The following is a 13,318-nucleotide window of genomic DNA, read 5'->3' as shown; positions in this document are numbered from 1 at the left end:
TCAGTACGCGAAGGCGAGGGGCTTGTCGGCGTCCTCGTCGGAGGGGCCGCGCAGCGTCGGGTCCTTGGCGAGGGGCTGCTCGTCGACGTCGGGGCCGGCCGCGGCGTACTTGGCGAGCAGCTTGACCTCGATGACGGCGAGGATCGCGTAGAGCACGGTCAGCGTGGTCAGGCCGACGACCTGGGTGCCGACGGTGACGTTGGGGGAGACCGCGTCGCGGGTGCGCATCAGGCCGAACACCACCCAGGGCTGGCGGCCCATCTCGGTGAAGATCCAGCCGAAGCTGTTGGCGATCAGCGGGAAGCCCATGGTGAGGATGCCGATCCGCCAGCTCCAGCGGGTGAAGAAGACGTTCATCTCGCGCTTCCTGGTGAGCATCAGCTTGGGCGGCTCGTCCTCCGCGGTGCGGTGCTCGGGGGCCAGCCAGAACTTCCGGCGGGTGGTCCACAGGCCGATCAGCGCGGCGACGAAGGACGTCATGCCGAAGCCGATCATCAGCCGGAATCCCCAGTAGGTGACGAAGATGTTGGGGATGTAGTCCTCGGGCTGCCCGCCGTACTGGGCGGCCTCCGCCCGGGCGGTGTCGTTGATGCCGGGCACCGCCGAGGAGAAGTCGTTGTGGGCGAGGAAGGACAGTATCCCGGGGATCTCCAGCTCGACCGAGTTGTGGCCCTTGGAGACGTCGCCGATCGCGAACACCGAGAACGGCGCGGGGGCCTGGGTGTCCCAGAGCGCTTCGGCGGCGGCCATCTTCATCGGCTGCTGCTCGAACATCACCTTGCCGAGGGTGTCGCCGCTGACCGCGGTGCCGAGGCCGGCCACCACCGCGATGGCCAGGCCGAAGCGCAGCGAGGTGCGCATCGCGGCGGTCCTGCGCCGGTCGGTCTCCTTGCCGCGCTTGGCCCGCCACAGGTGGAAGCTGGAGATGCCGACCACGAAGGCGGCGCCGGTGAGGAACGCGGCGGTGAGGGTGTGGAAGACCTGGACCAGGGTGGTGTTCTGGAACAGCACCCGGGCGATGTCGGTGAGCTGGGCCTTCCCGGTGGCGGGGTCGATCCGGTAGCCGACGGGGTGCTGCATCCAGGAGTTGGCGGCCAGGATGAAGTACGCGGAGAGCGCGGTGCCGATCGCCACCATCCAGATGCAGGCCAGGTGGATCTTCTTCGGCAGCCGGTCCCAGCCGAAGATCCAGAGGCCGATGAAGGTGGACTCGAAGAAGAACGCGATCAGCGCCTCCATCGCCAGCGGGGCGCCGAACACGTCGCCTACGAAGCGGGAGTAGTCGGACCAGTTCATGCCGAACTGGAACTCCTGGACGATGCCGGTGACCACGCCCATGGCGATGTTGATCAGGAAGAGCCTGCCCCAGAACTTGGTGGCGTGGAAGTACTTCTCCTTGCCGGTGCGCACCCAGGCCGTCTGCAGGCCGGCGACGATCGAGGCCAGGCTGATCGTGAGCGGGACGAAGAGGAAGTGGTAGACGGTGGTGATGCCGAACTGCCATCGGGAGATGGTCTCGTGAGCGACTGCTAGATCCACTGCGCCCTCTCAATCTGCCCCGTACCGGACAAAAAGCATATTTAGCACGCGAACGCACCAGATCAGCCCAAGCTTGTCCGCTTGTGAACGTGAACACGTTCACAAAGGCAGTATCCATGATGCTTATCGGCGCGTACGCACGGGGGTGGGTGTTTTCGGACAAGCAGATGATCCGCCGCCCGTTCGGCCGGTCACAAGCGGCAACCGGGCAGCTCCGCTGTACCGAACGGCGCTTGACAGCGCCCCGGCTGATCCGCCGTCAGCGCTGGCGGGGCAGCGACATCCGGAACGCGGCGCCCTCGCCGGGCGCGGTGTGCAGGGTCAGCTCGCCGCCGTGCGCCGACACCAGTGCGGTGGCGATCGCCAGGCCCAGGCCCGCTCCCCCGCCCCCGCCGGCCCGCCGGCTGCGCGAGGCGTCCGCCCGGTAGAAGCGCTCGAACACCAGTGCCGCCTGGTCCTCCGTCAGACCGGGACCGTGGTCGGCGACCTCCAGCAGGCAGCCGCCGTCCGCCCGGCCCACGCCGATCCGCACCGCGGTGCCCGGCGGGGTGTGCTTGACCGCGTTGCCCACCAGGTTGGTCACCACCTGGCGCAGCCTGGCCTCGTCACCCAGCACCGGCGCCGGCTGCGGGGCGCCCTCGCCGTTCGGGCCGGTCAGCGCCACCGGGCGCCCCGGGTCCAGCGCGGTCAGGTCGTGCAGCGCGTCCGCGGCCAGCGTGCGCAGGTCCATCGGCGCCAGGTTGAGCGGACGCTCCTCGTCCAGCCGGGCCAGCGTCAGCAGGTCCTCGACCAGGCCGCCCATCCGGACCGCCTCCGACTCGATCCGGTCCATCGCCCGGTCCACGTCCTGCAGCGCGCCCATCCGGTGCAGTTCGGCGAAGCCGCGGATGCCGGCCAGCGGGGTGCGCAGTTCGTGCGAGGCGTCGGCGACGAAGCGGCGCATCCGCTGCTCGGAGGCGGCCCGGTCGGCGAACGCCTTCTCGATGTGCGCCAGCATCCCGTTCAGCGCCGCCGACAGCCGGCCCGCCTCGGTGCGGGCGGGCAGCTCGGGCATCCGGTGCGACAGGTCGCCGTCGGCGATCCGCTGCGCGCCCGCCTCCAGCTGGCGCAGCGGCCGCAGCCCGGCCCGCACCGCGATCGCGCCCAGTCCGGCGATGCCGACCAGGACCGCGGCGCCGATGGTGAAGAAGGTGGTGCGCAGGTGCGAGATGGTCGACTCGACCTCCTCCAGCGGCACCGCGACCTGCACGTACCGGGGCGCGGCGGCGTCGGTGCCGGTGGTGCGCTGCAGCGGGAGCACCAGCGTGCGCCACTCGACGCCGCGGCCCGCCCTGGTGGTGTACGGCTCGTTCTCGCGCTTGGCGAGCGCCGCCCGGTTCAGGTTGGGCAGCTGCGGGGCCGGGTCGGAGTCGGACACCGGCTGCCGGATCACCGACAGCACCTCGCCGTCCGCGCCCAGGTAGCGCACCACGTACTCGCTGGGCAGGCTCTGCGCCGCCCGGCGGGTGACGCTCTGCGGGCTGAACACCGACACCGGGGTCTGCCGGGACGGGGCCCGCCGGGACAGCGGCTCCGCGAACCGGCCCAACTGCTGGTCGGCGCGCCCGACCAACTGCCCGCGGACGGTGCCGAGCACCAGCGTGTCGCTGAGCACCAGACCGGTGGTGACCAGCAGCAGGGCCAGCACCAGCAGCCGGACGCGCAGCGAGAAGCGGGCCATGTCAGCTGTTGGGCGGGCGGCGCAGCGCGTAGCCGATGCCGCGCACGGTGTGGATCAGCTTGGGGCCGTGCATCGGGCCGGAGTCGAGCTTGCGGCGCAGGTAGGAGATGTACGACTCGACGATGGAGAGGTCGCCGCCGAAGTCGTAGGCCCACACGTGGTCGAGGATCTGCGCCTTGGAGACCACCCGGCCGACGTTGGCCATCAGGTAGTGCAGCAGCTTGAACTCGGTGGGGGAGAGCGAGACCGGGACGCCGCCCCGGGTGACCTCGTGCGCGGTCGGGTCCAGGGTGAGGTCGGCCACCACCAGGCGGCCGTCGTCGGCGGGGCCGCCCGCGCGGCGCAGGATCGCCCGGATCCGGGCGATCAGCTCCTCCAGACTGAACGGCTTGGTGACGTAGTCGTCGGCGCCGACCGCGAGGCCCTGCACCTTGTCGCCGGTGCCGTCCTTGGCGGTCAGGAACAGCACCGGGACGTGCTCGGGGCTCTGCGGCCACTGGGTCTGGTCGCGCAGTCGCTGCACCACGGTGAAGCCGTCCAGGTCGGGCAGCATCACGTCGAGCACCACCAGGTCGGGGCGCTCGGCGGCGACCGCGTCCAGGGCCTCCTGGCCGGTGGCGGCGGAGGCCACCCGGAAGCCGGAGAACCGCAGGCTCGCGGAGAGGAGTTCGCGGATGTTCGGCTCGTCGTCGACCACCAGCAGGAAGGGTTCGCCGCCTCCTGCCGGGGTCGCCGCGGCCGGGTTCGACTGCACTGCGCCTGACACGATCTGCTCCGCCTCCCGGCCGGACGAATGGGCCGCCCCGGACATCACGGGGCCTGTCCGACGACGCTCTGCCGGGGTGCGCCCGACCGAGCATCGTCAGACAGACCCTAGCCCGGGCAGGCTAAGCGAAGTGAATGAAGATTGGATTAGTCATCCGGTCGTGTTCGAACCGGTACCGGAGCCGCTGCCCGGCGCCGCCCCGCCGACCCCGCCCGCGGCGCCGCCGCGGCCGCCGAAGCCGCCCAGCGCGTTGCCCTGGGTGAGCTGGGTGGCGCTGTAGGAGCCGTCGGCGCCCTTGCTGCCGGTCACCGTGACGGTCTGGCCGGGCTGCAGGTCGGTGACCTTGCCCTCCTTGGTGGTGGTGACCTTGGTGGAGTCGCCGGTGGTGACCTTGACGGTGTTCCCGTTGGCGTCGGTCAGGTACACGGTGTTGCCGTCCACCGACTGGACGGTGCCGCGGGTGAAGCCGCCCGCCGCGCCGCCCGGGAACTGGCCGCCGGCCTGCCCGTTCTGCCCGCCGCCGTAGCCGTTGCCGCCGTAGCCGCCGCGACCGGTCCCGGCGCCGGGGAACCGGTCGGTGGAGGCGCCCGCCCGGTTGCCGGTGCCGCTGGTGGGGCCGTTGTCCTTCTGGTACCAGACGCCGCCCGCGAAGGAGAGCACGGCGATGACGCAGCCGGCCAGGGCCAGGGTGGGCCAGGGGAGCTTGCGGCGCGGTGGCGCGGCCAGCTCGGCGGTGATGTCGCGGGCGTCCGGCGCGGCGGCCAGCAGCTCCTGGTCGTCAGACATGGGGGAGTCTCCTTCTACTCGTGCCGGAGGGCGTCGATGGGCCGCAGCTGGGCGGCCCGGTTGGCGGGGTAGCTGCCGAAGAACAGGCCGATGGCGACGGCGATGCCGAACGCGCCGAGCACCGACTCGGGGATCACCACCGGCTTGATGCCGATCACCGAGAAGTGCGAGCCGACGATGCCGACCAGCACGCCGAGTCCGGCGCCGATCACCGACAGCAGGGTGGACTCGGCGAGGAACTGGCCGAGGATGACCGCCCGGGGTGCGCCGAGCGCCTTGCGGATGCCGATCTCCTTGGTCCGCTCGGTGACCGTCACCAGCATGATGTTGGTGATGCCGATGCCGCCGACCAGCAGCGAGATCGCGGCGACCGCGCCCAACAGGACCGTGAAGGTCTTCGTGGTGGACTCGCGGGCGCTCAGCAGCGAGGTCTGGTTGCTGATCCGGAAGTCGACCTTGGTGGAGTCCTTGATGGCGTGCGTGCCCATCAGGATCCGGGTGATGTCGCTCTGCGCCTCGGTGGTGGTCTCCGCGGAGGACGCCTGCACCAGGATCTGGTTGACCGAACCGAATCCGGTGAACGCGTTCTGCACGGTCGGCAGCGGGGCGATCACCACGTCGTCGGGGTCGTTGAAGCCGGTGGAGCCCTTGGTCTTCAGCACGCCGACCACGGTGAACGGGGTCCCGCCGATGGTGATCTTCTTGCCGACCGGGTCCTCGGCGGCGAACAGCTCCTTGGCGGTGGTGGCGCCGAGCACCGCCACCTTGCGGGAGTTCAGCACGTCGTCGGCGGAGAAGTAGTCGCCCTTGTCGACCTTCAGGTTGGAGGTCTCGAAGTACGCCGGGTAGGTGCCGACGATCTGCCCGGGCTGGTACGAGATGTTCCCGTACAGCGCGGTGCCGCTGGTGGTGACCACCGGGGCGACCGACTTGATGGACGGGGTGTCGGTGGCCGAGGCGAGCGCCTTGGCGTCGTCCACGGTGAGCTTCTTGGCGGCGGTCGCCGAGCCGCGGGAGGCGGAGGAGGACACCGTCAGCGAGTTGGTGCCGAGCGAGGTGATCGACTCCTTGACCGCCACCGAAGAACCGTTGCCGACCGCGAGCAGCAGGATCACCGAGGCCACGCCGATCAGCACGCCGAGCATGGTCAGCGCGGAGCGGACCTTGTTGGCGGCCAGGCCGCCGACCGCGAAGCGGAGCATCTGCCAGGCGATCACGCGACCACCCCCGCGGCCAGCGCCGGCGGCGGTCCGTCGACGGGGGCCTGCCGGACGTCGCTGACGATCGCGCCGTCGACCAGCCGGATCACCCGCTTCGCGTGCAGCGCCACCTCGTCCTCGTGGGTGATGACCACCACGGTGCGGCCGAGTGCGTTGAGGCCGTCGATGATGCCCAGCACCTCCTCGGTGGAGTGGCTGTCGAGGTTGCCGGTGGGCTCGTCGGCGAGCAGCATCGCGGGCGCCGTGACCAGGGCCCGGGCCACCGCGACGCGCTGCTGCTGGCCGCCGGAGAGCTGGTTGGGCTTGTGCCCGGCCCGGTCGGCCAGGCCGACCAGGTTGAGCGCGGCCAGGGCCCGTCGGCGGCGTTCGGCGGAGCGCACGCCCGCGTAGGCGAGCGGCAGTTCGACCTGGGCCAGCGCGGTGGTGCGCGGGACCAGGTTGAAGGACTGGAACACGAAGCCGATCTTGCGGTTGCGCACCAGCGCCAGCTGGCCCTCGTCGAGGTGGCCGACGTCGGTGCCGTCCAGCAGGTAGCGGCCGCCGGTGGGCACGTCCAGGCAGCCCAGGATGTTCATCAGGGTCGACTTGCCGGAGCCGGAGGAGCCCATCACCGCCACGAAGTCGCCCTCGGCGATGTCCAGGTCGACGCCGTGCGGCTCGCCGTTCGGGGCCGTCGGCCCGCGCAGGGCGTGCACGACGGCGTCGCCGTGGCCGTAGGACTTGGTGACCCGGCGGATCTGGATCACCGGGGGCTTGGCGGTGCGCATCAGCGGGTGCCTCCGGCGCCGCCGGTGCCGCGGGTGCCGCCGCCGAAGCCGCCCGCCGCGCCGCCGACACCGCCGGCGCCGCCCAGGCCGGGGAACTGGCCGGACGGGAAGCCGTTGCCGGTGCCCGCGGTGGTGGAGGTCAGCTCGACCTTCTCGCCCTCCGTCAGGCCCTCGGTGACCTGCACCGTGCTGTCGCCCTCGATGCCGACGGCGACCTGCACCCGCTCGCTGCTGCCGTCGTCGTGGATCACGGTCGCGGTGCGGCTGGAGCCGGTGCCCTGGAGGGCCGCGGTGGGCACCGACAGGGCGTTCTCGGCGGAGCCGGTGACCACCGAGATGGTGGCGCTCAGGCCGGTGCGCAGGGCCGCGGTGTCGGAGCTGATCTGCAGGGTCGCGCCGTACTGCACCGCGCCGTTGGTGGAGCTGGAGGGCAGCGAGCTGACCGACAGGACGGTGGCGTCCAGCTTGGTGTCGGACTGCGCGTTCAGGGTGACGGTCGCCGGCTGGCCCTTCTTCAGCTTCAGCGAGTCCAGCTCGGAGAAGTTGGCGGTGACCTGCATCCCGGCCGGGTTGGTCAGCACGATGAACCCGGACGGGGTGGTGCTCGAACTGCCGCTGGTGGTCGAGGTCTTGGCGCCGGACGAGGAGCTGCCGGAGGAGCTGGAGGACCCGGAGGAGCCGGTGCCGGAGACGGTCTCGCCGACCTTGCCGGAGATCGAGGCCACGGTGCCGTCGGTGGTGGCGGTGAGGGTCGTCCCGGTCAGCGCGTCCTTGGCGTTGGTCAGGGTGGCCTCGGCGTTGTCGACCTGCTGCTGGGCGGAGGCGACCTGCGCCTGGTCGACCTTCACGGTGGTGGTGGTGCTGGGCTGCGGGGTGGCGGCGGCGCTCGCCCCGGCCGAGGCGCCGGTGCGGCCCGAGCCCGACCCGCCGGAGGTCGAGGAGCCGGGGACGGTGGTGGTCACCGTCTCGCCGGCCTCGGCCTTGGTCAGGTTGGCCTCGGCGGTGTTCAGCGCGGCCTGGGCCTGGTCGACCTGCTGCTGGGCGGCGGCGGGGTCGACGGTGGCGAGCACCTGACCCTTCTTCACCGCGTCCCCGACCGCGACCTTCACGGACGTGAGCTTGCCGCCGGTGGTGAAGTCCTGTCCGGCGTCGGACGGTGAGAACAGCGTGCCCGATCCGGACACCGTGGCCTGGACCGTTCCCTTGGCAACGGTGGCGGTGCGGACCTTGGAACTGGTGGCGGCCTTGCTGGTGCCGCTGTCCAAGGTGGTGTACGCCAGCGCGGCCCCGCCCAGCAGGGCCACGCCGAGCGCGGAGTTGACGAGGACGGCCCCACGCCGTCGCGGAAGCACCTTCATGGCGCAGAAGCATCGCCGGGTGCTCTTGCGCCGCCCTGTGCGGATCCTGGGTGCGGGCTGGGTCCGTCGATCCGGACGAACCGGGGCATCACGCCCGCCGGAGGGTTGCCGGCCCACCGGCCGACCACCAGCCCTTGACCTCCCTCCCAGCGTGCTCCCAGCAAAGTCCCGTCACGGGTTCACCCGCCCCGGGGTTCAGTCGGTCAGGCACCCGGCGAAGTGGTCGAGGCAGGCCTGCATGTCGAAGTGCCCGTGCCCGGACAGCGCGAACACGATCGCCTTCGACTCGCCGGACTCCCGGCAGGCCAGCGCCTCGTCGACGGCCACCCGCACCGCGTGGGCGGACTCCGGGGCGGGCACGATGCCCTCGGCCCGGGCGAAGGCCACGCCGGCCTCGAAGCAGGCGGTCTGCGCCACCGCCCGGGCCCCCAGGGAACGGGAGGGCGAGGCCGCAGAAGTTGGAGCCGCCGCCGGCCGCGCCGATCACCACGTCCGGGTGGTCGTCGATCCGGGCGAACTGGACGATCGCCTCCTGACCGATCACCGTCTGGTGCAGCAGCACGTGGTTCAGCACCGAACCGAGCGCGTACTTGGCGCTGCCACCGGAGCCGGCCACCGTCTCCACCGCCTCGGCGACCGCCAGGCCAAGGCTTCCGGTGGCCGCCGGGTCGTCGGCCAGTGCGACCTGCCCCGCCGCGGTCAGCTCGGACGGGGAGGCGTGCACCTGCGTCCCGTACGTCTCCATCAGGGCCCGCCGGTAGGGCTTCTGGTCGTAGGAGGCCCGGACCATGAAGACCTCGCAGTCCAGCTCCAGGAAGGAGCGGGCGAGGCCGAGCGCGCTGCCCCACTGCCCGGCGCCGGTCTCGGTGACCAGCCGGGTCACCCCGGCCCGCTTGTTGTCGTACGCCTGCGCGAGCGCCGTGTTGAGCTTGTGCGAGCCGGTCGCCGGGGATGTCGACCTAGCGCGGGCCGCCGAGTTCCTGGGCGGCGAGTTCGGCGCGGAACAGCGGGGCGAGGTCCTCGGCGGTGACCGGATTCATTGGTGCCGGGGTGCAGCACCGGCGGCACCGGCTCGGGCAGGTCGGGGAGGATGTTGTACCAGGCGGTGGGGGTCGGGTCGGCGTCGTGCAGGCTCACCCGGGCTCTCCCTGGGTGCGGTCGCGGCCGCCGGAGTCCTTCCACGCGTAGGGGGTGCGCAACCGCCTCGCGCACCCCCGACCATGACGTTCGATCAGCTGCCGAACGGTCAGATCTCCTTGCGGAACGCCTCCGCGGCGGCCAGGAACAGGTCGTTGCCCGCCACCTCGCCGATCGACACCCGGACGCCCTCGCCGGCGAACGGGCGGACCACCACGCCGGCCTCGGCGCAGGCGGCGGCGAAGTCCACGGTGTGCTCGCCGAGCCGCAGCCAGACGAAGTTGGCCTGGGAGTCGACGACCGTCCAGCCCTGGGCGCGCAGCGCGGCGCTCACCCGGGCGCGCTCGCCGACCAGCGCCTCGACCCGCTCCAGCAGGGCGTCCTCGGCGCGCAGCGAGGCGACCGCGGCGTCCTGGGCGAGCTGGCTGACGCCGAACGGGACGGCGGTCTTGCGCAGCGCGTCGGCGACCGGCGGGTGGGCGATCGCGAAGCCGACCCGCAGGCCGGCCAGGCCGTACGCCTTGGAGAAGGTGCGCAGCACGCAGACGTTGGGGCGGTCGCGGTACAGCTCGATGCCGTCGGGGACGTCCTCGTCGCGGATGAACTCGCGGTAGGCCTCGTCCAGCACGACCAGGATGTGCGCGGGGACGGCGTCCAGGAAGCGGACCAGTTCCTCGCGGTGGATCGCGGCGCCGGTGGGGTTGTTGGGGTTGCAGACGAAGATCAGCCGGGTGCGGTCGGTGATCGCGGCCAGCATCGCGTCGAGGTCGTGGGCCTCGTCGGCGGTCAGCGGGACGGCCACGGGGGTGGCGCCGCCGACCTGGGCGATGATCGGGTAGGCCTCGAACGAGCGCCAGGCGAACATGACTTCGTCGCCCTCGCCGGCCGCGGAGAGCACCAGGGACTGGGCGACGCCGACCGAGCCGGTGCCGGTGGCGACGTGCTCGACGGGGACGCCGAAGCGCTGGGCGAGTTCGGCGGTCAGGCCGCTGACGGCCATGTCGGGGTAGCGGTTGAAGCTCCCGGCGGCGGCGACGGCGGCCTCCAGGACACCCGGCAGCGGCGGGTAGGGGTTCTCGTTGGAGGACAGCTTGAAGGCGTCGGCGCCGGCGGGCTTGCCCGGCTTGTAGCTGGGGATGCCGTCCAGGCTCGGCCGCAGCCGGGGGCCCTGTTCGCGCTGAACCACGGGGTTCTCCGTTTCTTCTTCCTCGGCGGTGGCGCCGTTCCGCCCCCGGTCGGGTGCCGTGAACGATACCGACCGCCCTCACCCGTGAGGGTGAGATGCTCGTCCGGGTTACGGGTGCAGAACAGCCATTCTGCCGGGTTCCTTTGGCACATGTCAGAGGTATCCGAGCTGGAAAACCGCAGCTATCGAAGGGGTCGCACCGGAGCTGTTCATGGAGAAACGTATCTCCTGCTTCCTGTAGCGAACCGGTCACAGAACGCCGTCATGAGCCATACGATCGGTCCGCCATGACAGCAGCAGCCAATCAGAACGGTCGCCGAGCCACCGCATCACGGCGCCTGGAGCGGGCCGGCATCCGGGACGTCGCGGCGGCCGCCGGAGTGTCCATCACCACGGTCTCGGACGCCCTGAACGGCAAGGGCCGGCTTCCCGACGAGACCCGCAGCCGGGTCCGCGAGGTCGCCGAGCGCCTCGGGTACCGGCCGTCCGCGGCCGCCCGAACCCTGCGCACGGGGCGGTCCGGCCTGATCGGCCTGACCGTCACCACGTACGGCGAGGAGCCGTTCACCTTCACCGAGTTCGCCTACTTCGCCGAGATGGCGCGGGCCGCCACCAGCGCCGCCCTGGGCCGCGGCTACGCCCTGGTGGTGCTGCCCGCCTCGTCCCGGCACGACGTGTGGAGCAACATCGCACTGGACGGGACGGTGGTGATCGACCCGCCCGACCAGGACCCGCTGGTCACCGAGCTGTACCGGTCCGGGGTGCCGGTGGTCTCCGACGGCAAACCGGGCAACTGCCCGGTCACCGCCTGGGTCGACAACGACCACGAGGCCGCCGTGCTGAACATCCTGGAACACCTCAGCGCGGCCGGCGCCCGCCGGATCGGCCTGCTCACCGGCACCTCCACCGACACCTACACCCGGCTCTCCACCGAGGCGTACCTCGCCTGGTGCGACCGGGTCGGCCAGGAGCCGGTGTACGAGGCGTACCCGGCGCACGACCCGGCCGCCGGGGCGGTCGCCGCCGACCGGCTGCTGGCCCGCCCGGACCGCCCGGACGCGGTGTACGGCCTGTTCGACCCGAACGGCACCGACCTGCTGGCCGCCGCCCGCCGCTACGGTCTGCGGGTCCCGGACGACCTGCTGCTGGTCTGCTGCAGCGAGTCCGACGTGTACGCCAACACCGAACCGCCCATCACCACGCTGTCGCTGAAACCCCGTCGGATCGGCACCACCGTGGTCAACCTGCTGATCGACGCGATCGAAGGAGTCGACGCCGGCTCCGGCGCGGCCCCCGGCCGGCTGTTTCCGCCGCGCTACCGCACCGCCGGGTCGGGGCCGCCGCCCGGCACGCTGATGCCGACCGAACTGATCGTCCGGGCCTCCTCGCAGCGCCGCACCCCGCGCACCACGGTCAGCCCGCCCCGCCCGCCGGGCGAGGAGTGAGCCGTCCGCCGTCCCGCCCCCGCCACTGGTCTGGACCATCCCAGACCGGGGCAGACCGGGCGGCGGACCGGCCGGCCGGCGGGCCGACGGAAATCGGATACCGACCAGGTGAGGACGCCGGGAGAGTGCGCTTCCTATGATGGGCGAATGACACCCGAGGACCTCTTCCGCGAACCCGAGCACCCGCACTCGGGCCCCCGCCCCCGCCAGGACCTCGACGTGCTCCCGCAAGGATCCTGGTTCGAGCCGGCCGGGCCCGCCGGCTACCCGTACGAGGAGACCCACAGCACCTTCGGCGGCGCCCGCTACCTGGAGCAGCACTGGGCCCCCGCAGGCCAGTTCGGCGACGGGGCGGGCCACGTGCCCGGCCACTACGCCCCCACCGGCGCGGTCGCCCACGAGGACCCGCCGACCATCGAACTCGGCCCGCCGATCGACGCCGCGCCGGTCGAGGTGCACTTCCCGTACCCGCAGCCGGAGCCCGGCGAGGGCCCCGGCCCGCTGTTCGTCATCGGCGACGTGCACGGGTACCTCGACGAGCTGCTCGCCGCCCTGCACCAGCAGGGCCTGATCGACGCCGAGGGCCACTGGTCGGCCGGCCGCTCCCGGATCTGGTTCCTCGGCGACTTCACCGACCGCGGCCCCGACGGCATCGGCGTCATCGACCTGGTCATGCAGCTCGCCGCCGAGGCCGCCTCGGCCGGCGGCTACTGCCGCGCCCTGATGGGCAATCACGAACTGCTCTTCCTCGGCGCCGCCCGCTACGGCGACGAGGCCGTCCAGTCCACCGCCGGCACCGCCTCCTTCCTCGCCGCCTGGCGGCTCAACGGCGGCCAGCAGCACGACCTGGAGCGCCTGCAGCCGCACCACATCAGCTGGCTCTCCCGACTGCCCGCGATGGCCCTGGAGGACGGTCACCTGCTGCTGCACTCCGACACCACGGCGTACCTCGAGTACGGCGAGACCATCGCCGACGTCAACGACGCCGTGCACGCCCTGCTCGCCGACGAGGGCATCGACGAATGGTGGGACGCGTTCCGCAAGTTCACCAAGCGGTTCGCCTTCCGCGGCCAGGCCGGCACGATGGCCGCCCAGGAGCTGCTGGGCGTCTACGGCGGCTACCGGGTGGTGCACGGCCACAGCCCCATCCCCTACCTGACCGGCGACCAGCCCGAGGACGGCACCCCGCCGCACGTCCCCGGCCCGTACATCTACGCCGACGAGCTGGCCATCGCGATGGACGGCGGCGTGACCATGGAAGGCCGCCTGCTGGTCGCCCGGCTGCCACTGAACTGACACCGGTCGCGCGCCCCGCGCACGGAACAACTGCACAGCAGCGCAAGGGAACTGAGCAGACTGAAGTTCCGGAAAGAGGCTGTCGGCGCGCTCCCGCG

11 protein-coding genes and 1 pseudogene are annotated in these 13,318 nt (G+C 72.0%); 2 read left to right on the top strand and 10 right to left on the bottom strand.

Annotated elements, in window-relative coordinates:
- The 10 genes and pseudogenes from BX266_RS18600 to hisC all read right to left on the bottom strand — a co-directional run bounded on the left by BX266_RS18600 (position 1) and on the right by hisC (position 10,479).
- Positions 1–1,539, bottom strand: a complete 1,539-nt coding sequence (locus BX266_RS18600; RefSeq protein ID WP_099901285.1) for a cytochrome ubiquinol oxidase subunit I — start codon at positions 1,537–1,539, stop codon at positions 1–3.
- Positions 1,540–1,798: 259 nt separating this feature from the next.
- A complete protein-coding gene (locus BX266_RS18595) occupies positions 1,799–3,259 on the bottom strand; it encodes a cell wall metabolism sensor histidine kinase WalK (protein ID WP_099901283.1) in 1,461 nt (486 codons plus the stop codon).
- Between the two features lies 1 nt (position 3,260).
- Positions 3,261–4,013 carry a response regulator transcription factor gene (locus BX266_RS18590; RefSeq protein WP_099901282.1) on the bottom strand — a complete coding sequence of 251 codons (753 nt, stop codon included), beginning with the start codon at positions 4,011–4,013 and terminating at the stop codon, positions 3,261–3,263.
- A gap of 162 nt (positions 4,014–4,175) precedes the next feature.
- Complete coding sequence (locus BX266_RS18585; RefSeq protein WP_099901280.1) at positions 4,176–4,811, bottom strand: DUF5666 domain-containing protein; 636 nt, start codon at positions 4,809–4,811, stop codon at positions 4,176–4,178.
- 14 nt (positions 4,812–4,825) lie between these two features.
- Positions 4,826–6,028, bottom strand: coding sequence for an ABC transporter permease (locus BX266_RS18580; protein WP_099901278.1), 1,203 nt, complete (start codon positions 6,026–6,028; stop codon positions 4,826–4,828).
- Positions 6,025–6,798, bottom strand: a complete 774-nt coding sequence (locus tag BX266_RS18575) for an ABC transporter ATP-binding protein (protein ID WP_099901276.1) — start codon at positions 6,796–6,798, stop codon at positions 6,025–6,027. Before BX266_RS18575 ends, BX266_RS18580 begins: the two co-directional genes overlap by 4 nt.
- Positions 6,798–8,156 carry an efflux RND transporter periplasmic adaptor subunit gene (locus BX266_RS18570; RefSeq protein ID WP_099901274.1) on the bottom strand — a complete coding sequence of 453 codons (1,359 nt, stop codon included), beginning with the start codon at positions 8,154–8,156 and terminating at the stop codon, positions 6,798–6,800. Before BX266_RS18570 ends, BX266_RS18575 begins: the two co-directional genes overlap by 1 nt.
- 195 nt (positions 8,157–8,351) lie before the next feature.
- Positions 8,352–8,573: a hypothetical protein gene (locus tag BX266_RS40030; RefSeq protein ID WP_259464748.1), complete on the bottom strand. Its 222-nt coding sequence runs from the start codon at positions 8,571–8,573 to the stop codon at positions 8,352–8,354.
- Positions 8,574–8,649: 76 nt separating this feature from the next.
- Positions 8,650–9,192: pseudogene (locus tag BX266_RS40895) on the bottom strand (pyridoxal-phosphate dependent enzyme); the annotation flags it as partial.
- A 210-nt stretch (positions 9,193–9,402) separates the two neighbouring features.
- A complete protein-coding gene (gene hisC, locus BX266_RS18560) occupies positions 9,403–10,479 on the bottom strand; it encodes a histidinol-phosphate transaminase (RefSeq protein WP_099901272.1) in 1,077 nt (358 codons plus the stop codon).
- Positions 10,480–10,766: 287 nt separating this feature from the next.
- Here hisC and BX266_RS18555 point away from each other — a divergent pair, with 287 nt between their 5' ends.
- Both BX266_RS18555 and BX266_RS18550 read left to right on the top strand, forming a co-directional pair.
- Positions 10,767–11,924 (top strand): LacI family DNA-binding transcriptional regulator, encoded by a 1,158-nt coding sequence (locus BX266_RS18555; RefSeq protein WP_099901270.1) that lies wholly within the window; start codon positions 10,767–10,769, stop codon positions 11,922–11,924.
- Positions 11,925–12,071: 147 nt separating this feature from the next.
- Positions 12,072–13,220, top strand: coding sequence for a metallophosphoesterase (locus tag BX266_RS18550; RefSeq protein WP_099901268.1), 1,149 nt, complete (start codon positions 12,072–12,074; stop codon positions 13,218–13,220).
- Positions 13,221–13,318 lie beyond the last annotated feature (98 nt).

Source organism: Streptomyces sp. TLI_171 (assembly GCF_003610255.1).
Lineage (GTDB): Bacteria > Actinomycetota > Actinomycetes > Streptomycetales > Streptomycetaceae > Kitasatospora.
The sequence above is the reverse complement of the archived record's forward strand: the minus strand, read 5'-3'. Positions and strand labels throughout refer to the sequence as shown.

Excerpts from the sequence above, each read along its gene's own strand:
- BX266_RS18555 (WP_099901270.1), top strand. The coding sequence starts at position 10,767 with ATGACAGCAGCAGCCAATCAGAACGGTCGCCGAGCCACCGCATCACGG.
- BX266_RS18570 (WP_099901274.1), bottom strand. The coding sequence starts at position 8,156 with ATGAAGGTGCTTCCGCGACGGCGTGGGGCCGTCCTCGTCAACTCCGCG.
- BX266_RS18585 (WP_099901280.1), bottom strand. The coding sequence starts at position 4,811 with ATGTCTGACGACCAGGAGCTGCTGGCCGCCGCGCCGGACGCCCGCGAC.
- BX266_RS18595 (WP_099901283.1), bottom strand. The coding sequence starts at position 3,259 with ATGGCCCGCTTCTCGCTGCGCGTCCGGCTGCTGGTGCTGGCCCTGCTG.
- BX266_RS18550 (WP_099901268.1), top strand. The coding sequence starts at position 12,072 with ATGACACCCGAGGACCTCTTCCGCGAACCCGAGCACCCGCACTCGGGC.
- BX266_RS18575 (WP_099901276.1), bottom strand. The coding sequence starts at position 6,798 with ATGCGCACCGCCAAGCCCCCGGTGATCCAGATCCGCCGGGTCACCAAG.